This window comes from Pseudomonas gregormendelii, assembly GCF_017114825.1.
Taxonomy (GTDB): domain Bacteria; phylum Pseudomonadota; class Gammaproteobacteria; order Pseudomonadales; family Pseudomonadaceae; genus Aquipseudomonas; species Aquipseudomonas gregormendelii.
Map to the genome: position 1 here is coordinate 16,226 of NZ_JADEVO010000015.1, position 20,577 is coordinate 36,802.

34 protein-coding genes are annotated in these 20,577 nt (G+C 54.6%); all 34 read left to right on the plus strand.

Annotated features, from left to right (window positions below; genetic code table 11):
• The first annotated feature begins 95 nt into the window (after window positions 1-95).
• Complete coding sequence (gene rpsL, locus IMW75_RS12375) at window positions 96-467, plus strand: 30S ribosomal protein S12 (RefSeq protein ID WP_002555494.1); 372 nt, start codon at window positions 96-98, stop codon at window positions 465-467.
• A gap of 117 nt (window positions 468-584) precedes the next feature.
• On the plus strand, window positions 585-1,055 hold the full coding sequence (gene rpsG / locus IMW75_RS12380) for a 30S ribosomal protein S7 (RefSeq protein WP_002555493.1): 471 nt from the start codon (window positions 585-587) through the stop codon (window positions 1,053-1,055).
• Between the two features lie 30 nt (window positions 1,056-1,085).
• Window positions 1,086-3,191, plus strand: a complete 2,106-nt coding sequence (gene fusA, locus IMW75_RS12385; protein ID WP_122838844.1) for an elongation factor G — start codon at window positions 1,086-1,088, stop codon at window positions 3,189-3,191.
• A gap of 31 nt (window positions 3,192-3,222) precedes the next feature.
• Window positions 3,223-4,416, plus strand: a complete 1,194-nt coding sequence (gene tuf / locus IMW75_RS12390; RefSeq protein ID WP_008145495.1) for an elongation factor Tu — start codon at window positions 3,223-3,225, stop codon at window positions 4,414-4,416.
• A 141-nt stretch (window positions 4,417-4,557) separates the two neighbouring features.
• On the plus strand, window positions 4,558-4,869 hold the full coding sequence (gene rpsJ / locus IMW75_RS12395) for a 30S ribosomal protein S10 (protein ID WP_003186070.1): 312 nt from the start codon (window positions 4,558-4,560) through the stop codon (window positions 4,867-4,869).
• An 80-nt stretch (window positions 4,870-4,949) separates the two neighbouring features.
• Window positions 4,950-5,594, plus strand: coding sequence for a 50S ribosomal protein L3 (gene rplC / locus IMW75_RS12400; protein ID WP_205892759.1), 645 nt, complete (start codon window positions 4,950-4,952; stop codon window positions 5,592-5,594).
• A gap of 12 nt (window positions 5,595-5,606) precedes the next feature.
• On the plus strand, window positions 5,607-6,209 hold the full coding sequence (gene rplD / locus IMW75_RS12405; protein WP_007896707.1) for a 50S ribosomal protein L4: 603 nt from the start codon (window positions 5,607-5,609) through the stop codon (window positions 6,207-6,209).
• A complete protein-coding gene (gene rplW / locus IMW75_RS12410; RefSeq protein WP_002555488.1) occupies window positions 6,206-6,505 on the plus strand; it encodes a 50S ribosomal protein L23 in 300 nt (99 codons plus the stop codon). Before rplD ends, rplW begins: the two co-directional genes overlap by 4 nt.
• 14 nt (window positions 6,506-6,519) lie before the next feature.
• Window positions 6,520-7,344, plus strand: coding sequence for a 50S ribosomal protein L2 (gene rplB / locus IMW75_RS12415; RefSeq protein WP_045057466.1), 825 nt, complete (start codon window positions 6,520-6,522; stop codon window positions 7,342-7,344).
• 16 nt (window positions 7,345-7,360) lie between these two features.
• Complete coding sequence (gene rpsS, locus IMW75_RS12420; protein WP_003232420.1) at window positions 7,361-7,636, plus strand: 30S ribosomal protein S19; 276 nt, start codon at window positions 7,361-7,363, stop codon at window positions 7,634-7,636.
• Window positions 7,637-7,647: 11 nt separating this feature from the next.
• Window positions 7,648-7,980 (plus strand): 50S ribosomal protein L22, encoded by a 333-nt coding sequence (gene rplV, locus IMW75_RS12425; RefSeq protein WP_003103908.1) that lies wholly within the window; start codon window positions 7,648-7,650, stop codon window positions 7,978-7,980.
• Between the two features lie 13 nt (window positions 7,981-7,993).
• A complete protein-coding gene (gene rpsC / locus IMW75_RS12430; RefSeq protein ID WP_003176422.1) occupies window positions 7,994-8,680 on the plus strand; it encodes a 30S ribosomal protein S3 in 687 nt (228 codons plus the stop codon).
• 12 nt (window positions 8,681-8,692) lie between these two features.
• On the plus strand, window positions 8,693-9,106 hold the full coding sequence (gene rplP / locus IMW75_RS12435; protein WP_045057467.1) for a 50S ribosomal protein L16: 414 nt from the start codon (window positions 8,693-8,695) through the stop codon (window positions 9,104-9,106).
• A complete protein-coding gene (gene rpmC, locus IMW75_RS12440) occupies window positions 9,106-9,297 on the plus strand; it encodes a 50S ribosomal protein L29 (protein WP_008030901.1) in 192 nt (63 codons plus the stop codon). Before rplP ends, rpmC begins: the two co-directional genes overlap by 1 nt.
• Before the next feature lie 2 nt (window positions 9,298-9,299).
• On the plus strand, window positions 9,300-9,566 hold the full coding sequence (rpsQ, locus tag IMW75_RS12445; RefSeq protein WP_003176419.1) for a 30S ribosomal protein S17: 267 nt from the start codon (window positions 9,300-9,302) through the stop codon (window positions 9,564-9,566).
• A 23-nt stretch (window positions 9,567-9,589) separates the two neighbouring features.
• Window positions 9,590-9,958 carry a 50S ribosomal protein L14 gene (gene rplN, locus IMW75_RS12450; protein WP_002555479.1) on the plus strand — a complete coding sequence of 123 codons (369 nt, stop codon included), beginning with the start codon at window positions 9,590-9,592 and terminating at the stop codon, window positions 9,956-9,958.
• 11 nt (window positions 9,959-9,969) lie between these two features.
• Window positions 9,970-10,284: a 50S ribosomal protein L24 gene (gene rplX, locus IMW75_RS12455; protein ID WP_003176416.1), complete on the plus strand. Its 315-nt coding sequence runs from the start codon at window positions 9,970-9,972 to the stop codon at window positions 10,282-10,284.
• A gap of 22 nt (window positions 10,285-10,306) precedes the next feature.
• On the plus strand, window positions 10,307-10,846 hold the full coding sequence (gene rplE / locus IMW75_RS12460; protein ID WP_205892760.1) for a 50S ribosomal protein L5: 540 nt from the start codon (window positions 10,307-10,309) through the stop codon (window positions 10,844-10,846).
• Between the two features lie 13 nt (window positions 10,847-10,859).
• Window positions 10,860-11,165, plus strand: a complete 306-nt coding sequence (rpsN, locus tag IMW75_RS12465; protein ID WP_003176414.1) for a 30S ribosomal protein S14 — start codon at window positions 10,860-10,862, stop codon at window positions 11,163-11,165.
• A gap of 208 nt (window positions 11,166-11,373) precedes the next feature.
• On the plus strand, window positions 11,374-11,766 hold the full coding sequence (gene rpsH / locus IMW75_RS12470; RefSeq protein ID WP_008065722.1) for a 30S ribosomal protein S8: 393 nt from the start codon (window positions 11,374-11,376) through the stop codon (window positions 11,764-11,766).
• Between the two features lie 12 nt (window positions 11,767-11,778).
• Window positions 11,779-12,312: a 50S ribosomal protein L6 gene (rplF, locus tag IMW75_RS12475; RefSeq protein WP_205892761.1), complete on the plus strand. Its 534-nt coding sequence runs from the start codon at window positions 11,779-11,781 to the stop codon at window positions 12,310-12,312.
• Between the two features lie 10 nt (window positions 12,313-12,322).
• Window positions 12,323-12,673, plus strand: coding sequence for a 50S ribosomal protein L18 (gene rplR / locus IMW75_RS12480; protein WP_017341069.1), 351 nt, complete (start codon window positions 12,323-12,325; stop codon window positions 12,671-12,673).
• A gap of 3 nt (window positions 12,674-12,676) precedes the next feature.
• Window positions 12,677-13,177 (plus strand): 30S ribosomal protein S5, encoded by a 501-nt coding sequence (gene rpsE / locus IMW75_RS12485; protein ID WP_003186035.1) that lies wholly within the window; start codon window positions 12,677-12,679, stop codon window positions 13,175-13,177.
• Window positions 13,178-13,179: 2 nt separating this feature from the next.
• Complete coding sequence (gene rpmD, locus IMW75_RS12490) at window positions 13,180-13,356, plus strand: 50S ribosomal protein L30 (protein ID WP_003186033.1); 177 nt, start codon at window positions 13,180-13,182, stop codon at window positions 13,354-13,356.
• Window positions 13,357-13,359: 3 nt separating this feature from the next.
• Complete coding sequence (rplO, locus tag IMW75_RS12495; RefSeq protein ID WP_007896782.1) at window positions 13,360-13,797, plus strand: 50S ribosomal protein L15; 438 nt, start codon at window positions 13,360-13,362, stop codon at window positions 13,795-13,797.
• Window positions 13,798-15,126: a preprotein translocase subunit SecY gene (gene secY, locus IMW75_RS12500; RefSeq protein ID WP_008073883.1), complete on the plus strand. Its 1,329-nt coding sequence runs from the start codon at window positions 13,798-13,800 to the stop codon at window positions 15,124-15,126.
• Window positions 15,127-15,153: 27 nt separating this feature from the next.
• Entirely contained in the window at window positions 15,154-15,270 is a 117-nt protein-coding gene (gene rpmJ, locus IMW75_RS12505; protein WP_002555468.1) for a 50S ribosomal protein L36, read from the plus strand.
• Window positions 15,271-15,400: 130 nt separating this feature from the next.
• Entirely contained in the window at window positions 15,401-15,757 is a 357-nt protein-coding gene (gene rpsM / locus IMW75_RS12510) for a 30S ribosomal protein S13 (RefSeq protein ID WP_045057468.1), read from the plus strand.
• Between the two features lie 30 nt (window positions 15,758-15,787).
• Window positions 15,788-16,177 carry a 30S ribosomal protein S11 gene (gene rpsK, locus IMW75_RS12515; protein ID WP_002555466.1) on the plus strand — a complete coding sequence of 130 codons (390 nt, stop codon included), beginning with the start codon at window positions 15,788-15,790 and terminating at the stop codon, window positions 16,175-16,177.
• Window positions 16,178-16,195: 18 nt separating this feature from the next.
• Window positions 16,196-16,816 (plus strand): 30S ribosomal protein S4, encoded by a 621-nt coding sequence (rpsD, locus tag IMW75_RS12520; RefSeq protein WP_205892762.1) that lies wholly within the window; start codon window positions 16,196-16,198, stop codon window positions 16,814-16,816.
• A 22-nt stretch (window positions 16,817-16,838) separates the two neighbouring features.
• Window positions 16,839-17,840, plus strand: a complete 1,002-nt coding sequence (locus IMW75_RS12525; RefSeq protein WP_003176403.1) for a DNA-directed RNA polymerase subunit alpha — start codon at window positions 16,839-16,841, stop codon at window positions 17,838-17,840.
• A gap of 42 nt (window positions 17,841-17,882) precedes the next feature.
• On the plus strand, window positions 17,883-18,269 hold the full coding sequence (rplQ, locus tag IMW75_RS12530; protein WP_007896790.1) for a 50S ribosomal protein L17: 387 nt from the start codon (window positions 17,883-17,885) through the stop codon (window positions 18,267-18,269).
• A 238-nt stretch (window positions 18,270-18,507) separates the two neighbouring features.
• Window positions 18,508-19,962 (plus strand): catalase, encoded by a 1,455-nt coding sequence (locus IMW75_RS12535; protein WP_205892763.1) that lies wholly within the window; start codon window positions 18,508-18,510, stop codon window positions 19,960-19,962.
• Between the two features lie 149 nt (window positions 19,963-20,111).
• On the plus strand, window positions 20,112-20,576 hold the full coding sequence (gene bfr, locus IMW75_RS12540) for a bacterioferritin (RefSeq protein WP_045057470.1): 465 nt from the start codon (window positions 20,112-20,114) through the stop codon (window positions 20,574-20,576).
• Window position 20,577 lies beyond the last annotated feature (1 nt).

Genomic DNA, 20,577 nt, shown 5'->3' on the forward strand with positions numbered 1-20,577 from the left:
GACTCTTGTACCCCTAAATTTGGCGGGAATTCGTTCCTGCCATTTTGCTTTTCTTGCAAGACAATAGCGTCGCAAGACAACAGTGGAGCTAGTAGATGGCAACTATCAACCAGCTGGTACGTCAGCCGCGTAAGCGTATCGTCGAGAAATCCGACGTGCCTGCGCTGCAGAACTGCCCGCAACGTCGTGGCGTATGCACCCGTGTGTATACCACCACGCCGAAAAAACCTAACTCGGCACTGCGTAAAGTATGCCGTGTGCGCCTGACCAACGGTTTCGAGGTTTCCTCGTACATCGGCGGTGAAGGCCACAACCTGCAAGAGCACAGCGTGGTACTGATCCGCGGCGGTCGTGTAAAAGACTTGCCAGGTGTTCGTTACCACACCGTACGCGGCTCTCTGGATACTTCCGGCGTTAAAGGTCGTAACCAGGGTCGTTCGAAGTACGGTACCAAGAAGCCTAAGTAGTAGCGGCTTTTTGTAAAACTGATTTTCTATTTTTCTGAGTCGATAAGAGTAAGGTCGGAGGCGTCCCGAAAGGGCACCGATTCCGAGCGAACCTGAAGACCGTTTGAGGGCTTATCCATGCCAAGAAGACGCGTAGCAGCCAAGCGCGAAGTGCTTGACGATCCAAAATACGGAAGCCAAATCCTGGCCAAGTTCATGAACCACGTTATGGAAAGCGGCAAGAAAGCCGTTGCCGAGCGTATCGTTTATGGCGCGCTGGAAAAGGTTAAAGAACGCAAGAACAGCGACCCCCTGGAAATCTTCGAGAAAGCTCTCGACGCCATCGCTCCGCTGGTCGAAGTGAAGTCGCGCCGTGTAGGCGGTGCTACTTACCAGGTTCCGGTTGAAGTTCGTCCGTCCCGTCGTAACGCCCTGGCAATGCGCTGGTTGGTAGACTTCGCCCGTAAGCGCGGCGAGAAGTCTATGGCTCTGCGTTTGGCTGGCGAACTGTTGGACGCTGCCGAAGGTAAAGGTGCTGCAGTTAAGAAGCGTGAAGACGTGCACCGTATGGCTGAAGCTAACAAAGCTTTCTCGCACTACCGCTTCTAATTTTAGCGTCACTAATTTTGCGAGGGCTTTATGGCTCGTACAACACCGATTAATCGCTACCGTAACATTGGTATCGTTGCTCACGTGGATGCTGGTAAAACCACCACCACCGAGCGCGTCCTTTTTTACACTGGCAAAAGTCACAAAATGGGCGAGGTGCATGACGGCGCCGCGACCACAGACTGGATGGTTCAGGAGCAGGAGCGTGGTATTACCATTACTTCTGCTGCCATTACCGCCTTCTGGCAGGGTTCCGAGAAGCAGCACAAGGACCAATACCGCTTCAACGTCATCGACACCCCGGGTCACGTAGACTTCACTATTGAAGTTGAACGTTCCCTGCGTGTTCTCGACGGCGCGGTCGTTGTGTTCTGCGGCACCTCGGGTGTTGAGCCTCAGTCGGAAACCGTATGGCGTCAAGCCAACAAGTACGGCGTTCCACGTCTTGTTTACGTAAACAAGATGGACCGTGCTGGTGCCAACTTCCTGCGCGTGATCGGTCAGATCAAGCAGCGTCTGGGTCACACTCCGGTGCCAATCCAATTGGCCATCGGTTCCGAAGACAACTTCCAGGGCCAGATCGATCTGTTGGCTATGGAAGCTGTTTACTGGAACGACGCTGACAAAGGCATGGTTCCAGTTCGTAAGCCTATCCCTGCTGAACTGCAGGAACTGGCTGACGAGTGGCGCGGCAACATGGTTGAGGCTGCGGCCGAAGCCAGCGAAGAGCTGATGAACAAGTACCTCGAAGGTGAAGAACTCACCAACGCGGAAATCAAGGCCGCTCTGCGTCAGCGTACTATCGCTGGCGAAATCGTCCTGGCTGTTTGCGGTTCTTCCTTCAAGAACAAGGGCGTTCCCCTGGTTCTCGACGCCGTTATCGATTACCTGCCTGCTCCAACTGATATTCCTGCCATCAAGGGTACTGACCCTGATGACGAGGAAAAGCAGATGGAACGTCACGCAGATGACAGCGAGCCGTTCTCGGCTCTGGCTTTCAAAATCGCTACCGACCCATTCGTGGGTACCTTGACTTTCGTCCGTGTTTACTCGGGCGTGTTGGCATCCGGCGACGGCGTGATCAACTCGGTTAAGGGCAAGAAAGAGCGCGTGGGTCGTATGGTGCAAATGCACGCAAACGCCCGTGAAGAAATCAAGGAAGTACGCGCTGGTGACATCGCGGCCTTGATCGGCATGAAGGACGTCACCACTGGCGAAACCTTGTGCAGCGCTGACAAGCCAATCATCCTGGTTCGCATGGACTTCCCGGAGCCGGTTATTTCGGTTGCCGTTGAGCCTAAGACCAAGGATGACCAGGAAAAAATGGGTATCGCTCTGGGCAAGCTTGCTCAGGAAGATCCATCTTTCCGCGTCAAGACTGATGAAGAGACTGGTCAAACGATCATCTCCGGCATGGGCGAGTTGCACCTGGACATCCTGGTTGACCGGATGCGCCGTGAGTTCAACGTCGAAGCCAACATCGGTAAGCCTCAGGTTTCCTATCGTGAGCGCATCACGAAGAACTGTGAAATCGAAGGCAAGTTCGTTCGTCAGTCCGGCGGTCGTGGTCAGTTCGGCCACTGCTGGATCCGTTTTGCTCCTGCTGACGAAGGTCAGGAAGGTCTGCAATTCGTGAACGAAGTAGTGGGTGGTGTGGTTCCTAAGGAATACATCCCGGCTATCCAGAAGGGCATCGAAGAGCAGATGAAGAACGGCGTTGTTGCCGGCTATCCGCTGATCGGCCTGAAGGCTACTGTGTTTGATGGTTCCTACCACGACGTCGACTCCAACGAGATGGCGTTTAAGGTGGCTGCATCCATGGCGACCAAGCAACTGGCCCAGAAGGGCGGTGGTGAGCTGCTTGAGCCGATCATGGCGGTAGAGGTTGTTACACCTGAAGACTATATGGGTGACGTGATGGGCGACCTTAACCGTCGTCGCGGCATGATCCTGGGTATGGAAGATACGGTTTCCGGCAAAGTTATTCGTGCCGAGGTTCCGTTGGGTGAGATGTTCGGTTACGCAACCGACGTTCGCTCCATGTCCCAAGGTCGCGCAAGCTACTCTATGGAATTCAAAAAATACAATACGGCTCCGTCGCACATCGTCGAAACCGTTACCAAAAAACAAGGCTGATTCAGCCCCTTTAGGCTAGGAGTTAATTGTCGTGGCTAAAGAAAAATTTGACCGTACCCTCCCGCACGTCAACGTTGGCACCATCGGTCACGTCGACCACGGTAAAACCACGCTGACCGCTGCTCTGACTCGCGTCTGCTCCGAAGTTTTCGGTTCGGCCGTTGTTGCTTTCGACAAGATCGACAGCGCTCCGGAAGAAAAGGCTCGTGGTATCACCATCAACACCGCGCACGTTGAATACAACTCGCTGATCCGTCACTACGCTCACGTTGACTGCCCAGGTCACGCTGACTATGTGAAGAACATGATCACCGGTGCTGCGCAGATGGACGGCGCTATCCTGGTTTGCTCGGCCGCTGATGGTCCGATGCCACAAACCCGTGAGCACATCCTGCTGTCCCGTCAGGTTGGCGTTCCGTACATCGTTGTCTTCCTGAACAAGGCTGACATGGTAGACGACGCTGAGCTGCTGGAACTGGTTGAGATGGAAGTGCGCGATCTGCTGAGCACTTACGACTTCCCAGGCGACGACACCCCGATCATCATCGGTTCCGCTCTGATGGCTCTGAACGGCCAAGACGACAACGAAATGGGCACCACTGCCGTTCGTAAACTGGTTGAGACTCTGGACAGCTACATCCCAGATCCAGTCCGTGTTATCGACAAGCCGTTCCTGATGCCAATCGAAGACGTATTCTCGATCTCCGGTCGCGGTACTGTTGTAACTGGCCGTATCGAGCGTGGTATCGTCAAGGTTCAGGATCCACTGGAAATCGTTGGTCTGCGTGACACTACCGTCACCACCTGCACCGGTGTTGAAATGTTCCGTAAGCTGCTCGACGAAGGTCGTGCTGGCGAGAACTGCGGCGTGCTGCTGCGCGGCACCAAGCGTGACGACGTTGAGCGTGGCCAGGTTCTGGTCAAGCCAGGTTCGGTAAAGCCGCACACTACCTTCGAAGCTGAAGTGTACGTGTTGAGCAAAGAAGAAGGCGGTCGTCACACTCCGTTCTTCAAAGGCTACCGTCCACAGTTCTACTTCCGGACCACTGACGTGACCGGTAACTGCGAACTGCCGGAAGGCGTTGAAATGGTAATGCCAGGCGACAACATCAAAATGGTTGTCACCCTGATCAAAACCATCGCAATGGAAGATGGTCTGCGTTTCGCCATTCGTGAAGGCGGTCGTACCGTCGGCGCTGGCGTCGTAGCCAAAATCATCGCTTAATAAGTGGTGACTTGAAAAAGCCCCCGCCTAGCGGGGGCTTTTTTATTGGGTTGACACTGTGGTAGCCCGTCTATAGAATTGCGCCTCCTTTTAACGGGCGTATTGCGCTCGCTGGGAATAGCAGCCGGAGTCTGAAATCCAATGCAAAATCAGCAAATCCGTATCAGGTTGAAGGCTTTTGACCATCGCCTGATCGACCAATCCACCCAGGAAATCGTGGAAACCGCGAAACGTACTGGTGCTCAAGTGCGTGGTCCAATTCCACTGCCTACCCGTAAAGAGCGGTTCACCGTTCTGGTCTCCCCGCACGTCAACAAAGACGCGCGTGACCAGTACGAGATCCGTACTCATAAGCGCGTACTGGACATCGTCCAGCCAACGGATAAAACCGTTGATGCTCTTATGAAGCTTGATCTTGCGGCCGGTGTGGAAGTGCAGATCAGCCTCGGCTAAGACTCGGTCTTAGTCGTGTAACGCTCTGAAATGGGCGGCCATAGCGGGTGAAAGCCCCGTACACTCATGAGGTTTACAACATGGCTACCAAGAAAATTGGTGTAGTCGGTCGTAAATGCGGTATGACCCGTATTTTCACCGAAGAAGGTGTCTCCATTCCGGTTACGGTCATTGAGATCGAACCGAATCGCGTCACCCAGTTCAAAACTGAAGAAACCGATGGCTATCGTGCAGTGCAAGTCACTGTAGGCGAGCGTCGTGCATCGCGTGTTACAGCTGCTCAGGCTGGCCACTTCGCCAAGGCGAACGTTGCCGCTGGTCGTACCGTTCTGGAATTCCCTCTCGCAGAGGGTGAATACCAAGCCGGCGATCTGATCAACGCTGAAATCTTCGCCGCTGGTCAACTGGTTGATGTAACCGGTCAGTCCAAAGGTAAAGGCTTCCAGGGTACGATCAAGCGTTGGAACTTCCGCGGGCAAGATAATACCCACGGTAACTCCGTGTCCCACCGCGTTCCAGGCTCTATCGGCCAGTGCCAGACTCCTGGTCGTGTATTCAAGGGCAAAAAAATGTCCGGTCATATGGGCGCTGAGCGCGTGACCGTGCAGTCCCTCGAAGTAGTGCGCGTGGACGCTGAACGCAATCTGTTGTTGGTCAAGGGCGCTGTTCCTGGCGCTACTGGCGGCAACTTGGTTGTACGTCCAGCAGCCAAGGCTCGCGGTTAAGGGGAAGCTGACATGCAATTAAATGTAAATGACGCTCAAGCGATCGAAGTTTCCGAACTGACATTTGGCGGCGAATTCAACGAGACGCTGGTTCACCAAGCAGTCGTGGCCTACATGGCCGGCGGCCGTCAAGGTAGCAAGCAGCAAAAGACCCGTTCCGACGTTCGTGGTGGCGGTAAGCGCCCATGGCGTCAGAAAGGTACTGGCCGCGCGCGTGCCGGTACTATCCGTAGCCCAATCTGGCGTGGCGGCGGTACCACTTTCGCAGCTCGTCCTCAGGATCACACCCAGAAGCTGAACAAGAAGATGTATCGCGCAGCAATGCGTTCCATCCTTGCTGAGCTGGTGCGTACTGATCGTCTGGTTGTGGTTCAGGACTTCGCTGTTGATGCACCGAAGACCAAAGATCTGCTGAACAAACTGACCGGCATGGGCCTGACTGACGTCTTGATCGTGTCTGAAGTGGTTGATCAGAACCTGTACCTGGCTGCTCGCAACCTGCCACACGTTGATGTACGTGATGTGCAAGGTTCCGATCCAGTTAGTCTGATCGCATACGACAAGGTGTTGATCACCGTGTCGGCCGTGAAGAAATTCGAGGAGCTGCTGGGATGAACCAGGAACGCGTATTTAAAGTTCTGCTTGGCCCGCACGTTTCCGAGAAGGCTACGGTTCTGGCTGACAAGAAAGGCCAGTTCGTTTTCAAGGTTGCGACTGACGCAACCAAGCTGGAAATCAAGAAGGCCGTCGAAAGCCTGTTCAGCGTGAAAGTAGAGCGTGTTACTACCCTGAATGTTCTGGGTAAGAGCAAGCGCACTGCTCGCGGTCTGGGCAAGCGTAATGACTGGAAGAAGGCAGTTATCTCCCTTCAGCCAGGCCAAGATCTCGATTTCAGCAGCAGTGCTGAGTAAGGAAGGGGTGCATCATGGCAATCGTTAAATGCAAACCGACTTCCCCTGGCCGCCGTCATGTGGTCAAGGTGGTCAACCAGGAGCTGCATAAAGGCGCTCCTCACGCACCGCTGCTCGAGAAGAAATCGAAGACTGGTGGTCGTAACAACAATGGTCGTATTACCACTCGTCACATCGGTGGTGGCCATAAGCAGCATTATCGTCTGGTCGATTTCCGTCGCAACGACAAAGATGGCATTCCAGCCACTGTCGAGCGTATCGAATACGATCCAAACCGTACTGCTCACATTGCTCTTATGTTGTACGCAGACGGCGAACGCCGTTACATCATCGCCCCTAAAGGCGTGAGCGCTGGCGACCAGCTGATTTCGGGTGCTTTGGCTCCGATCAAGCCGGGCAACCAGTTGCAACTGCGCAGCATTCCAGTTGGTAGTACCGTACACGGCATCGAATTGAAGCCAGGTAAAGGCGCGCAAATCGCTCGTTCCGCTGGTGCTTCGGCTCAGCTGATCGCTCGTGAAGGTGTCTACGTGACCCTGCGTCTGCGTTCTGGTGAGATGCGTAAAGTGCTGGCTGAATGCCGCGCGACCCTGGGTGAAGTCTCGAACTCCGAGCACAGCCTGCGTTCGCTGGGTAAAGCTGGTGCCAAACGCTGGCGTGGCGTTCGCCCAACCGTTCGTGGTGTTGCCATGAACCCGGTTGACCACCCACATGGTGGTGGTGAAGGTCGTACCTCTGGTGGTCGTCATCCGGTATCGCCATGGGGCTTCCCGACTAAGGGCGCGAAGACTCGTGGTAATAAGCGTACCGACAAAATGATCGTCCGTCGTCGCAAGTAAATAGAGGGATACGACAGTGCCACGTTCTCTGAAAAAAGGTCCTTTTATTGATCTTCACCTACTGAAGAAGATCGAAGTGGCGGCGGAAAAGAACGATCGCAAACCAGTTAAAACCTGGTCGCGTCGTTCGATGATCCTGCCACAAATGGTCGGTCTGACCATCGCTGTACACAACGGTCGTCTCCACGTCCCAGTTCTCGTTAACGAAGACATGGTCGGCCACAAACTAGGCGAGTTTGCCGGTACCCGCACTTACCGTGGGCACGTGGCAGACAAGAAAGCCAAGCGTTAAGGGGTTAGGAAATGGAAGTAGCCGCTAAGTTGTCGGGCGCTCGAATCTCCGCCCAGAAAGCCCGCTTGGTCGCCGACCAGATCCGCGGGAAGAAGGTGGGCGAAGCGCTCAACCTGTTGGCTTTCAGCAGTAAGAAAGCCGCCGAGATCATGAAGAAAGTGCTGGAGTCGGCCGTAGCCAACGCCGAGCATAACGAAGGCGCAGACGTTGATGACCTTAAAGTCAGCACCGTTTTCGTCAACGAAGGGCGTTCGCTGAAGCGAATCATGCCACGTGCCAAAGGCCGTGCTGATCGCATCGTCAAGCGGTCTTGCCATATCACTGTCAAGGTTGCTGACAAGTAACGGAGTCGAAGAGATGGGTCAGAAAGTACATCCCATTGGCATTCGCCTGGGAATCGTCAAGGAGCACACCTCCGTCTGGTACGCAGACGGTCGGACTTATGCGGACTATTTGTTCGCTGATCTGAAGGTGCGTGAGTATCTCCAAGACAAACTAAAAAGCGCGTCCGTAAGCCGTATCGATATCCATCGTCCGGCTCAAACAGCACGTATCACCATCCACACCGCTCGTCCAGGTATCGTTATCGGGAAGAAAGGTGAAGATGTTGAGAAACTGCGTCAGGACCTGACCAAGCAAATGGGTGTGCCTGTGCACATCAATATCGAAGAAATCCGCAAGCCGGAGCTCGACGGTATGTTGGTTGCGCAGAGCGTAGCTCAGCAGCTGGAGCGTCGCGTAATGTTCCGTCGCGCTATGAAGCGCGCTGTACAGAACGCCATGCGCATTGGTGCCAAAGGCATCAAAATCCAAGTGAGCGGTCGTCTCGGCGGTGCTGAAATCGCACGTACTGAATGGTATCGCGAAGGTCGTGTGCCACTGCACACCCTGCGTGCCGACATCGACTATGCCAACTACGAAGCTCACACCACTTACGGTGTGATCGGTGTAAAGGTTTGGATCTTCAAAGGCGAAGTAATTGGTGGTCGCCAAGAAGAACTGAAACCACAAGCACCAGCGCCTCGTAAAAAAGCTGCTAAGTAAGGGGTACGCCAAATGTTGCAACCAAAGCGTACGAAGTTCCGCAAGCAGATGACTGGCCACAACCGTGGCTTGGCTCAGCGCGGTAGCAAAGTCAGCTTCGGCGAATATGCGCTGAAGTCTGTAGCTCGTGGTCGTCTCACCGCTCGTCAGATCGAGTCAGCGCGTCGTGCACTGACCCGTCACGTTAAACGTGGCGGCAAGATCTGGATCCGTGTATTCCCGGACAAGCCGATCTCCAAAAAGCCCCTCGAAGTTCGGATGGGTAAAGGTAAGGGTTCTGTGGAGTACTGGGTTGCCCAGATTCAGCCAGGCAAAGTCCTGTATGAAATCGAGGGTGTTACTGAAGAGCTGGCGCGTGAGGCATTTGCCTTGGCTGCTGCAAAGCTGCCGCTCGCCACCGCCTTCGTTAAACGGACGGTGATGTGATGAAAGCGAACGAACTTCGTGAAAAAGACGCGCCGCAGCTTAACGAGCAACTGCTCGGCCTGCTGCGCGACCAGTTCAATCTGCGCATGCAGAAAGCAACTGGCCAGTTGGGGCAGTCTCACCTGCTCCGGCAAGTTAAGCGTGACATCGCTCGCGTGAAGACTGTGCTCAAACAGCAGGCAGGTAAGTAATCATGGCTGAAGCCGAAAAAACCGTCCGTACGCTGACTGGCCGTGTTGTCAGCGACAAAATGGACAAGACCATCACCGTTCTGATCGAGCGTCGCGTAAAGCACCCGATCTACGGTAAATACGTTAAGCGTTCGACTAAGCTGCACGCGCACGACGAAACCAATCAGTGCCACATCGGCGACAAAGTCACTATTCGTGAAACTCGTCCTTTGGCCAAGACCAAGTCTTGGGCGCTGGTTGATGTTCTCGAACGCGCTGTGGAAGTCTAAGGACTAGGGGTCGGAGAAATTATATGATTCAGACTCAATCCATGCTCGATGTGGCCGATAACAGCGGCGCACGCCGCGTTATGTGCATCAAGGTGCTGGGTGGCTCCCATCGTCGTTACGCTGGTATCGGTGACATCATCAAAGTTACCGTGAAGGAAGCAATTCCTCGCGGTAAAGTGAAAAAAGGCCAAGTGATGACTGCTGTTGTAGTCCGCACTCGTCACGGCGTACGCCGTGCTGATGGCTCCATTATCCGCTTTGATGGCAACGCTGCTGTTCTTCTGAACAACAAGCAAGAGCCGATCGGCACCCGTATCTTTGGGCCAGTGACCCGTGAACTTCGTACTGAGAAGTTCATGAAGATCGTCTCGCTCGCCCCAGAAGTGCTGTAAGGAGATCCGACATGCAAAAGATTCGTCGTGACGACGAGATCATCGTGATCGCCGGCAAAGACAAAGGTAAGCGCGGTAAGGTGCTTAAGGTTCTCGCTAACAACCGTCTGGTTATTGGTGGTCTGAACCTGGTTAAGCGTCATACCAAGCCTAACCCGATGTCGGGCGTGCAAGGCGGTATCGTCGAAAAAGAAGCTCCACTGGACGCTTCTAACGTCGCCATTTTCAACGGCGAAACCAACAAGGCTGATCGCGTTGGTTTCAAAGTAGAAGACGGCAAGAAAATTCGTGTCTTCAAGTCGACCCAAAAAGCGGTTGATGCTTGAACACTGCTAGGTAGATGAGACCATGGCACGACTAAAACAGATTTACTGGAAAGAAATCGCACCGAAGCTTAAGGAAGAACTTAAGCTTTCGAACGTGATGGAAGTTCCACGCGTTACAAAAATCACCCTGAACATGGGTCTGGGCGAAGCGGTCGGTGACAAAAAAGTCATCGAGCACGCTGTTGCCGACCTGGAAAAGATCACCGGTCAGAAAGTCGTTGTGACTTACGCTCGGAAATCCATCGCTGGCTTTAAAGTCCGTGAAGGTTGGCCGATCGGCGTCAAAGTGACCCTGCGCCGTGAGCGTATGTACGAATTCCTGGATCGTCTGCTGTCGATCTCCCTGCCTCGGGTCCGCGACTTCCGCGGCCTGAATGCCAAGTCCTTCGATGGTCGTGGTAACTACAGCATGGGCGTTAAAGAGCAGATCATCTTCCCGGAAATCGACTACGACAAGATCGATGCTCTCCGCGGTCTGGACATTACCCTGACCACCACTGCCAAGAACGATGATGAAGGTCGCGCCCTGTTGCGTGCTTTCAAATTCCCGTTCCGCAACTGATTGGAGTAGGAAAATGGCCAAGATGAGCATGAAAAACCGCGAGCTGAAACGTCAGCTCACGGTTGCCAAGTACGCCAAAAAGCGTGCAGCACTGAAAGCTATCATCGTTGATCTGAACGCAAGTCCAGAAGCGCGTTGGGAAGCTACAGTAGCTCTGCAGAAGCAGCCACGTGACGCAAGCGCCTCGCGCATGCGTAACCGCTGCCGCCTGACCGGTCGTCCACACGGCGTTTACCGCAAGTTCGGCCTCGGCCGTAACAAACTGCGTGAAGCTGCAATGCGTGGTGACGTACCTGGTCTGGTTAAAGCCAGCTGGTAAGTACTTTCGAAGTCCAGGTGGCCAGAATCGCAAGAGACTGACCGCCGGTGACCTAGAATCTGGAACAAGCCCCTTTTGGGGCTTGTTTCATTTCCGGAGTATGTCTAAAATACGCGGCTCGCCTGAGCCCGTGTGTTTTAGGCCCGGAGATTCTCGGCGACATATGTAGCCGCAAGGCTAATTTTTTTGTATTAGGAGCGTCTAGCCCATGAGTATGCAGGACCCGTTAGCGGACATGCTAACTCGAATCCGTAATGCCCAGATGGCTGAAAAGTCCGTCGTAAGCATGCCTTCTTCCACGTTGAAGGTGGCTGTAGCTAAAGTCCTGAAGGACGAAGGTTACATCGCGGGTTATCAGATCAGCAGCGAAACAAAACCACTGCTGTCTATCGAGCTGAAATATTTCGAAGGCCGTCCGGTCATCGAAGAAGTGAAGCGCGTTAGCCGTCCAGGCCTGCGTCAGTACAAGTCCGTCGATGATCTGCCAAAAGTTCGTGGCGGTCTCGGTGTGTCTATCGTCTCCACCAACAAAGGTGTGATGACGGATCGTGCTGCGCGCGCTGCCGGTGTCGGCGGCGAAGTTCTTTGCACTGTGTTCTAAGGGGGGATAAGCATGTCACGCGTCGCTAAGAACCCCGTTAAGCTGCCAGCCGGTGTCGAAGTCAAATTCGCAGGCCAACAGCTTTCGGTGAAGGGTGCCAAGGGCACTCTCGAACTGAACATCCATTCGTCCGTTGAGATCGTTGAAGAAGCTGGTGAGCTGCGTTTCGCTGCTCGCAATGGCGATCAACAAACTCGCGCAATGGCTGGTACCACTCGTGCGTTGGTAAACAACATGGTCAAAGGCGTAAGCCAAGGCTTCGAGCGCAAGCTCCAGCTGGTCGGTGTTGGTTACAAAGCGCAAGCAAAAGGCACAGTGCTGAATCTGGCTCTTGGCTTCTCGCACCCAGTGGATTATGAACTGCCGGAAGGCATCACCGCTGAGACTCCTAGCCAGACCGATATCCTGATCAAGGGCATCGACAAGCAGCTGGTAGGTCAAGTGGCCGCCGAGATCCGCGACTTCCGTCCACCAGAGCCGTACAAAGGCAAAGGTGTGCGCTACGCGGACGAAGTCGTCCGTCGTAAAGAAGCCAAGAAGAAGTAGGGCATAGCAAATGACCGACAAAAAAGTTACTCGACTGCGTCGCGCTCGCAAAGCACGCCTGAAAATGCACGAACTCGAAGTCGTGCGTCTCTGCGTGTTCCGCTCGTCGCAGCATATTTACGCCCAGGTCATTTCGGCCGACGGCGCCAAAGTTCTGGCATCCGCCTCGACTTTGGATAAAGAACTGCGTGATGGTGCCACTGGCAACATCGACGCGGCCACTAAGGTTGGCCAGCTGGTCGCTACGCGTGCTAAGGCCGCTGGCGTCTCGCAAGTGGCTTTCGACCGCTCTGGCTTCAAGTACCACGGCCGCGTTAAAGCGCTGGCTGATGCTGCTCGTGAAGCTGGGCTGGAGTTCTAAGTTATGTCAAATAACGACCAAAAGCGCGACGAAGGCTACATCGAGAAGCTGGTTCAAGTTAACCGCGTAGCCAAAACCGTTAAAGGCGGCCGTATCTTCACTTTCACCGCGTTGACCGTGGTTGGTGATGGTAAAGGGCGCGTTGGCTTCGGCCGTGGCAAGTCGCGTGAAGTGCCTGCTGCGATCCAGAAGGCAATGGAAGCTGCTCGCCGCAACATGATCCAAGTTGACCTGAACGGCACCACTCTGCAGTACGCAATGAAGTCCGCTCACGGCGCTTCGAAGGTGTACATGCAGCCTGCTTCTGAAGGTACCGGTATCATCGCTGGCGGCGCTATGCGTGCTGTCCTCGAGGTTGCTGGCGTTCAGAACGTTCTGGCCAAGTGCTATGGCTCGACTAACCCGGTAAACGTGGTTCACGCCACTTTCAAAGGTTTGAAAGCTATGCAGTCTCCTGAATCCATTGCCGCCAAGCGTGGCAAAAGCGTCAAGGAGATCTTCTGATCATGGCTACCGTTAAAGTAACGCTGATCAAAAGCATGACCGGCCGCATCCCTAACCACAAACTGTGCGTTAAGGGTCTGGGTCTGCGTCGCATCGGTCACACTGTAGAAGTACTTGATACTCCCGAGAATCGCGGGATGATCAACAAGGCTTACTACATGCTGCGTGTCGAGGGTTAATCGATGAAACTCAATGATCTGAGTCCAGCGCCGGGTTCCCGTCGCGAAAAGCATCGTCCGGGCCGTGGTATCGGTAGTGGTTTGGGCAAGACCGGTGGCCGTGGCCACAAAGGTCAGTCCTCCCGCTCCGGTGGCACCATTGCTCCAGGCTTTGAAGGCGGTCAACAGCCGCTGCATCGTCGCCTGCCGAAGTTCGGTTTCGTTTCCCTGAAAGCCATGGACCGCGCAGAAGTGCGTCTGTCCGAGCTGGCTAAAGTGGAAGGCGACATCGTCACCGTGCAGTCCCTGAAAGATGCCAACGTGATCAACGTCAACGTTCAGCGTGTGAAAATCATGCTGTCCGGCGAAGTTACTCGCGCTGTTACCATCGGAAAGGGAATCGGCGCCACCAAAGGTGCGCGTGCGGCTATCGAAGCAGCTGGCGGCAAGTTCGAGGAATAAATGGCTAAGCAAGGTGCTCTCTCTGCGCTCGGCAAAGGCGGTATGTCTGAACTCTGGGCTCGTCTGCGTTTTCTGTTCCTGGCGATTATCGTCTACCGAATAGGCGCACACATCCCGGTTCCAGGTATCAACCCGGACCGACTCGCGGACCTGTTTCGACAGAATGAGGGGACCATTCTTAGCTTGTTCAACATGTTTTCCGGCGGCGCGCTGGAGCGGATGAGCATCTTTGCACTGGGGATCATGCCGTACATTTCGGCATCGATCATCATGCAACTGATGACAGCCGTCAGCCCGCAGCTGGAGCAGTTGAAGAAGGAAGGTGAAGCTGGGCGTCGCAAGATTGCCCAGTACACCCGCTACGGCACTGTCGTCCTCGCTCTCGTTCAGGCAATTGGCATGTCCATTGGTCTGGCGGGGCAGGGCGTATCGTTCACTGGTGACTTTGGCTTCCATTTCGTCGCGGTATCCACTTTTGTGGCTGGTGCGATGTTCATGATGTGGCTGGGTGAGCAGATTACTGAGCGTGGTGTTGGCAACGGTATCTCGATGTTGATTTTCGCAGGTATCGTCGCCGGTCTTCCGAGAGCGATCGGGCAGTCTTTCGAGTCTGCGCGTCAGGGTGATATCAACATTTTCGCCCTGGTTGCGATCGGTTTGCTGGCAGTAGCGATTATCGGTTTTGTGGTGTTCATTGAGCGTGGCCAGCGTCGTATTGCTGTTCACTACGCCAAGCGTCAGCAGGGCCGCAAGGTCTTCGCTGCGCAGACTAGCCACTTGCCGCTGAAGGTGAACATGGCCGGTGTTATTCCGGCTATTTTCGCGAGCAGCATTTTGCTGTTCCCGGCTTCGTTGGGTACCTGGTTCGGTCAGTCTGAAGGTATGGGCTGGTTGCAGGACATCTCGCAGTCGATCGCTCCTGGTCAGCCGTTGAATATTCTGCTGTTTAGTGCAGGGATTATTTTCTTCTGCTTCTTCTATACGGCGTTGATGTTCAATCCGAAAGACGTAGCGGAAAACCTGAAGAAGTCCGGTGCCTTTATTCCGGGCATCCGTCCAGGCGAGCAGTCGGCGCGCTACATTGATGGCGTTCTGACGCGTTTGACCCTGTTCGGTGCTCTATATATGACGGCCGTGTGCCTGCTGCCCCAGTTCCTGGTGGTTGCGGCAAACGTTCCGTTCTACCTTGGCGGGACCTCGTTGCTGATCGTCGTCGTGGTTGTGATGGACTTCATGTCCCAAGTACAATCGCACCTCGTTTCGCACCAGTACGAATCCCTGATGAAGAAAGCCAACCTGAAGGGTTACGGCAGCGGAATGTTGCGCTGAGTACCCATAAGGTTCGAGGAGTTGGTGATGAAAGTTCGTGCATCGGTGAAAAAGCTGTGCCGTAACTGCAAGATTATTCGCCGCGAAGGTGTTGTTCGAGTAATTTGCAGCGCGGAACCGCGTCACAAACAGCGCCAAGGCTGAGTGTGATTGTGCTTCAAGCCCGGTAGCTAGTGCGCTACCGGGTTGATTATTTGTTATTACAGCGATATTATCTCGCGCCCTATTTCTTGGCTTCCGGGGCGTAGGTAGCTGTCAATTGGAGTCCCACTGAATGGCCCGTATTGCAGGCGTTAACATTCCAGATAACAAGCATACTGTTATCTCGCTGACCTACATCTATGGTGTTGGTCGCACTACTGCGCAGAAAATTTGCGTGGTTGCTGGGGTAAACCCAGCCGCTAAGATCAAGGATCTGAGCGACGAGCAGATTGAATTGCTGCGTGGCGAAGTGGCGAAGTTCACCACTGAAGGTGACCTGCGTCGCGAAATCAACATGAAAATCAAGCGTTTGATGGACCTCGGTTGCTATCGCGGTCTGCGTCATCGTCGTGGTCTTCCAGTGCGCGGTCAGCGTACCAAGACTAACGCGCGTACCCGTAAAGGTCCGCGTAAGCCGATCCGCAAGTAATCGCCCCAGCGAATCGACAGGAAAATTATCATGGCAAAACCTGCTGCTCGTCCTCGTAAAAAAGTTAAAAAGACAGTGGTTGATGGCATCGCCCACATCCATGCTTCTTTTAACAACACAATCGTGACCATCACCGACCGTCAAGGTAACGCGCTTTCTTGGGCTACCTCCGGTGGTTCGGGTTTCCGCGGTTCCCGCAAGTCCACCCCGTTTGCTGCTCAAGTAGCTGCTGAACGTGCTGGTCAAGCTGCGCTGGAATACGGCCTGAAAAACCTCGACGTTAACGTCAAGGGTCCAGGTCCAGGTCGTGAGTCTGCTGTCCGTGCTTTGAACGGCTGTGGCTATAAGATCGCCAGCATCACCGACGTGACGCCAATCCCGCACAACGGGTGCCGTCCGCCGAAGAAGCGCCGCGTGTAATCCAGGAGATTGTAAAGAATGGCTCGTTACATTGGTCCAAAATGCAAACTCGCTCGTCGCGAAGGCACCGATCTCTTCCTGAAGAGCGGCGTGCGCGCGATCGAATCGAAGTGCAACATTGAAGCAGCACCTGGTATCCACGGCCAACGCCGCGGTCGCCAGTCCGATTACGGCACCCAACTGCGTGAAAAGCAGAAGGTCCGTCGTATCTACGGCGTTCTCGAGCGTCAATTCAGCGGCTACTACAAAGAAGCTGCTGGCAAGAAAGGTGCAACCGGTGAAAACCTGCTGCAACTGCTCGAATGCCGTCTGGACAACGTTGTATACCGTATGGGCTTTGGTTCGACTCGTGCCGAATCCCGTCAGCTGGTATCGCACAAATCCGTAAGCGTTAACGGTCAGACCGTAAACGTGCCGTCGTACCAGGTTTGTGCTGGTGACGTGGTCGCGATTCGCGAGAAAGCAAAGAACCAACTTCGCATTGTCCAAGCTCTCGATCTGTGTGCCCAACGTGGCCGCGTAGAATGGGTAGAAGTAGACACTGAGAAGAAGTCGGGCGTTTTCAAGAACGTTCCAGCTCGCAGTGATCTGTCCGCCGACATCAACGAAAGCCTGATTGTCGAGCTCTACTCCAAGTAAGGGCTAGAAAATAGGTGCATCCATGCAGATTTCGGTAAATGAGTTCCTGACACCCCGCCATATTGATGTGCAGGTTGTCAGTCCAACCCGCGCCAAGATCACTCTCGAGCCTCTCGAGCGTGGTTTCGGCCACACCCTGGGCAACGCGCTGCGACGCATCCTGTTGTCCTCAATGCCCGGCTGTGCAGTAGTCGAGGCCGAGATTGACGGTGTACTCCATGAGTACAGCGCCATCGAAGGCGTACAGGAAGACGTAATTGAAATCCTGTTGAACCTTAAAGGTCTGGCTATCAAGCTGCACGGTCGTGACGAAGTTACGCTGACCTTGTCGAAGAAGGGTTCGGGGGTGGTTACCGCTGCCGATATTCAGCTGGATCATGATGTCGAGATCGTTAACCCCGATCACGTAATCGCTAACCTGGCGTCTAACGGCGCCCTGAACATGAAGCTCACCGTAGCTCGTGGTCGTGGTTATGAACCGGCAGACTCGCGTCAGAGCGATGAAGACGAAAGCCGCAGCATCGGTCGCTTGCAGCTTGACTCTTCGTTCAGCCCGGTTCGCCGTATCGCATACGTGGTGGAAAACGCCCGTGTCGAGCAGCGTACTAACCTGGACAAGCTGGTTATTGATCTGGAGACCAACGGTACCCTGGATCCTGAAGAGGCTATCCGCCGTGCTGCAACCATCCTGCAACAGCAGTTGGCTGCGTTCGTCGATCTCAAAGGTGACAGTGAGCCAGTGGTTATCGAGCAGGAAGACGAGATCGATCCGATCCTGCTTCGCCCGGTTGACGATCTGGAACTGACTGTACGTTCGGCTAACTGCCTTAAGGCGGAAAACATCTACTACATCGGTGACCTGATTCAGCGTACCGAAGTAGAGCTGTTGAAGACTCCGAACCTTGGCAAGAAATCCTTGACTGAAATCAAGGACGTTCTGGCCTCCCGCGGTCTGTCCCTCGGCATGCGCCTCGACAACTGGCCGCCTGCAAGTCTTAAGAAGGACGACAAGGCGACTGCCTGATCGTCGTAATCACCGAACGTTGTGTTTGGTAAGGAATGAACCATGCGTCATCGTAAAAGTGGTCGTCACCTGAGCCGCACCAGCTCGCACCGCAAGGCCATGTTTCAAAACATGGCGGTGTCGCTGTTCGAGCACGAGCTGATCAAAACTACACTGCCAAAAGCTAAAGAACTGCGTCGCGTTGCTGAGCCGCTGATCACTTTGGCCAAGACAGACAGCCTGGCTAACCGCCGTCTGGCTTTCGACCGTACTCGTTCGAAAGCTATCGTTGGTAAGCTCTTCAACGACCTGGGCAAGCGTTACGCTACCCGTGAGGGTGGCTACCTGCGCATCCTCAAGTGCGGTTTCCGCACGGGTGACAACGCGCCTATGGCGTACGTTGAGTTGGTTGATCGTCCAGTTGGCGGTGAAGCTGTATCCGCTGAGTAAGACGTCAGTCTGAAACGAAGAACCGGGCCTAGTGCCCGGTTTTTTGTGCCTGCAAGAAATGCATCGCTCGTACAAGCTCCCTATGGTGGTTACGGTCATTATTCGGTCGGGACTGTTGTTAGTATTTTTCTATTGATTGTCGCAAATTAATGAATTTGTAGATTAGGCGATCAACGGTAATACTCGTCTCAAGCCGATTAGCCGGCAAGATCCAGACCTGATATAGGAAGCACACCGCATGAGCCAAACCAAAACGCTAACCACCGCCAGTGGCGCTCCTGTCGCTGATAACCAGAATTCCCGCTCTGCAGGCCCTCGCGGCCCGCTTCTGCTCGACGATTTCCATCTGATCGAGAAGCTCGCGCATTTCAACCGTGAAAACATCCCTGAGCGCCGCGTCCACGCCAAGGGTTCAGGTGCCTATGGCACCTTCACGGTAACTCGTGACATTACCGAGTACACCAGCGCCAAGCTGTTCGAAGCGGTCGGCAAGCAAACCCCAACCTTCCTGCGATTCTCTACCGTAGGTGGTGAGCGTGGTTCGGCCGATACCGAGCGTGACCCGCGGGGCTTTGCCCTGAAGTTCTATACCGAGGAAGGTAACTGGGACATCGTCGGTAACAACACGCCAGTGTTCTTCATCCGTGATCCGCTGAAATTTCCTGACTTCATCCACACGCAAAAACGTCTGCCGCAGAGCAATCTCAAAAGCGCGCAGATGATGTGGGACTTCTGGTCCCACTCGCCTGAGGCGCTGCACCAGGTCACCATCCTGTTCTCGGACCGTGGTATCCCTGACGGCTACCGTCACATGCACGGCTTCGGTAGCCACACCTACAGCCTGCTCAATGCCAGGGGCGAGCGTCACTGGGTGAAGTGGCATTACAAAACCCGGCAAGGGATCAAGAACCTCGCGCCGGCAGATGCTGCACGCCTGGCGGGTACCGATCCAGACTACGCCCAGCGCGACCTGTTCGAAGCGATCGAGCGCGCAGACTTCCCGAAATGGCGCGTTTGCATTCAGATCATGACTGAAGCCCAAGCGGCTGATCATTACGAAAATCCTTTCGACGTGACCAAGACCTGGTCGCAGAAAGAGTTTCCGCTGATCGAAGTGGGTGAGCTTGAGCTCAACCGTAATCCGCTGAACTACTTCGCTGAAGTCGAGCAAGCGGCATTCGGGCCAAGCAACATGGTTCCAGGTGTTGGCTTGTCGCCGGACCGCATGCTCCAGGGCCGTGTATTCGCGTATGCGGATGCCCACCGCTACCGCATAGGTACCAATCACCAGCATCTGCCGGTGAATGCACCTCGCAGCCCTGTGAACACTTACCAGCGCGACGGCTCGATGGCATTTGGCAGCAATGGTGGTGCGGCACCCAACTATGAGCCGAACAGCTACGTGGACGCTCCGAAGCAGGCGCCTCGTTACGCCGAGCCAGCCCTGCAGCTGAGCGGCGCCGCTGACCGCTTTGATCATCGCGAAGACACCGACTACTACAGTCACGCCGGTGCGCTGTTTCGCCTGATGAGCGACGAGCAGAAGCATCTGCTGGTCAGCAACATCTCTGGAGCGATGTCGGGTGTTTCCAGCGACGTGGTTGATCGTCAGCTGCAACATTTCTTCAAGGCCGATCCGGCGTATGGAGAAGCAATCGCAAAGGCACTCAACGTACAGATTAACGAAGTCTAAACGAGAAGCAGAACCGCCCTCATTTGGGCGGTTTTTGCGTTATTTAGGCCGGTTTTGTCTGAATATCTTCGCATTTATTGCGTCTGGCGAGTGACGTTCCGGGCATGTTGGTTCAAACTACAGACTTTCAAGCAGGGAGATGTAGGGCGATGCAAGGCCACCCAGATGTTATCGATTACCTCAACACGTTGCTGACCGGCGAACTCGCCGCGCGTGACCAGTATTTTGTTCACTCGCGGATGTATGAGGACTGGGGGTTCACCGAGCTCTACGAACGTATCAACCACGAGATGGAAGAAGAGGCGCAGCACGCTGACGCCCTGATGCGTCGCATCCTCATGCTCGAAGGCACGCCACGCATGCGTCCGGACGACCTGGATGTGGGCACCACCGTGCCGGACATGCTCGCCGCCGACCTGCGCCTGGAATACAAAGTCCGCGCCGCACTGTGCAAGGGCATCGAGCTCTGCGAGTTGCATAAGGACTACGTCAGCCGCGAGATCCTGCGTATTCAGTTGAACGACACCGAAGAAGATCACACCTACTGGCTCGAGAAGCAGTTGGGCCTGATCAAGTTGATCGGCCTGGAGAATTACCTGCAATCGCAGTTCTGAT

Coding starts and splice junctions, on each gene's coding strand:
- rpsM (WP_045057468.1), top strand. CDS start 15,401: ATGGCCCGTATTGCAGGCGTTAACATTCCAGATAACAAGCATACTGTT.
- rpsK (WP_002555466.1), top strand. CDS start 15,788: ATGGCAAAACCTGCTGCTCGTCCTCGTAAAAAAGTTAAAAAGACAGTG.
- rpsG (WP_002555493.1), top strand. CDS start 585: ATGCCAAGAAGACGCGTAGCAGCCAAGCGCGAAGTGCTTGACGATCCA.
- secY (WP_008073883.1), top strand. CDS start 13,798: ATGGCTAAGCAAGGTGCTCTCTCTGCGCTCGGCAAAGGCGGTATGTCT.
- rplO (WP_007896782.1), top strand. CDS start 13,360: ATGAAACTCAATGATCTGAGTCCAGCGCCGGGTTCCCGTCGCGAAAAG.
- rpmJ (WP_002555468.1), top strand. CDS start 15,154: ATGAAAGTTCGTGCATCGGTGAAAAAGCTGTGCCGTAACTGCAAGATT.
- rpsD (WP_205892762.1), top strand. CDS start 16,196: ATGGCTCGTTACATTGGTCCAAAATGCAAACTCGCTCGTCGCGAAGGC.
- rpsH (WP_008065722.1), top strand. CDS start 11,374: ATGAGTATGCAGGACCCGTTAGCGGACATGCTAACTCGAATCCGTAAT.
- bfr (WP_045057470.1), top strand. CDS start 20,112: ATGCAAGGCCACCCAGATGTTATCGATTACCTCAACACGTTGCTGACC.
- rplB (WP_045057466.1), top strand. CDS start 6,520: ATGGCAATCGTTAAATGCAAACCGACTTCCCCTGGCCGCCGTCATGTG.
- rplD (WP_007896707.1), top strand. CDS start 5,607: ATGCAATTAAATGTAAATGACGCTCAAGCGATCGAAGTTTCCGAACTG.
- rplP (WP_045057467.1), top strand. CDS start 8,693: ATGTTGCAACCAAAGCGTACGAAGTTCCGCAAGCAGATGACTGGCCAC.
- rpsE (WP_003186035.1), top strand. CDS start 12,677: ATGTCAAATAACGACCAAAAGCGCGACGAAGGCTACATCGAGAAGCTG.
- rplQ (WP_007896790.1), top strand. CDS start 17,883: ATGCGTCATCGTAAAAGTGGTCGTCACCTGAGCCGCACCAGCTCGCAC.
- rplW (WP_002555488.1), top strand. CDS start 6,206: ATGAACCAGGAACGCGTATTTAAAGTTCTGCTTGGCCCGCACGTTTCC.
- rpsN (WP_003176414.1), top strand. CDS start 10,860: ATGGCCAAGATGAGCATGAAAAACCGCGAGCTGAAACGTCAGCTCACG.
- rplC (WP_205892759.1), top strand. CDS start 4,950: ATGGCTACCAAGAAAATTGGTGTAGTCGGTCGTAAATGCGGTATGACC.
- IMW75_RS12535 (WP_205892763.1), top strand. CDS start 18,508: ATGAGCCAAACCAAAACGCTAACCACCGCCAGTGGCGCTCCTGTCGCT.
- rplR (WP_017341069.1), top strand. CDS start 12,323: ATGACCGACAAAAAAGTTACTCGACTGCGTCGCGCTCGCAAAGCACGC.
- rpsQ (WP_003176419.1), top strand. CDS start 9,300: ATGGCTGAAGCCGAAAAAACCGTCCGTACGCTGACTGGCCGTGTTGTC.
- rplX (WP_003176416.1), top strand. CDS start 9,970: ATGCAAAAGATTCGTCGTGACGACGAGATCATCGTGATCGCCGGCAAA.
- rplF (WP_205892761.1), top strand. CDS start 11,779: ATGTCACGCGTCGCTAAGAACCCCGTTAAGCTGCCAGCCGGTGTCGAA.
- rpsL (WP_002555494.1), top strand. CDS start 96: ATGGCAACTATCAACCAGCTGGTACGTCAGCCGCGTAAGCGTATCGTC.
- rplV (WP_003103908.1), top strand. CDS start 7,648: ATGGAAGTAGCCGCTAAGTTGTCGGGCGCTCGAATCTCCGCCCAGAAA.
- fusA (WP_122838844.1), top strand. CDS start 1,086: ATGGCTCGTACAACACCGATTAATCGCTACCGTAACATTGGTATCGTT.
- rpsJ (WP_003186070.1), top strand. CDS start 4,558: ATGCAAAATCAGCAAATCCGTATCAGGTTGAAGGCTTTTGACCATCGC.
- rpmC (WP_008030901.1), top strand. CDS start 9,106: ATGAAAGCGAACGAACTTCGTGAAAAAGACGCGCCGCAGCTTAACGAG.
- rplE (WP_205892760.1), top strand. CDS start 10,307: ATGGCACGACTAAAACAGATTTACTGGAAAGAAATCGCACCGAAGCTT.
- rpmD (WP_003186033.1), top strand. CDS start 13,180: ATGGCTACCGTTAAAGTAACGCTGATCAAAAGCATGACCGGCCGCATC.
- rplN (WP_002555479.1), top strand. CDS start 9,590: ATGATTCAGACTCAATCCATGCTCGATGTGGCCGATAACAGCGGCGCA.
- IMW75_RS12525 (WP_003176403.1), top strand. CDS start 16,839: ATGCAGATTTCGGTAAATGAGTTCCTGACACCCCGCCATATTGATGTG.
- rpsC (WP_003176422.1), top strand. CDS start 7,994: ATGGGTCAGAAAGTACATCCCATTGGCATTCGCCTGGGAATCGTCAAG.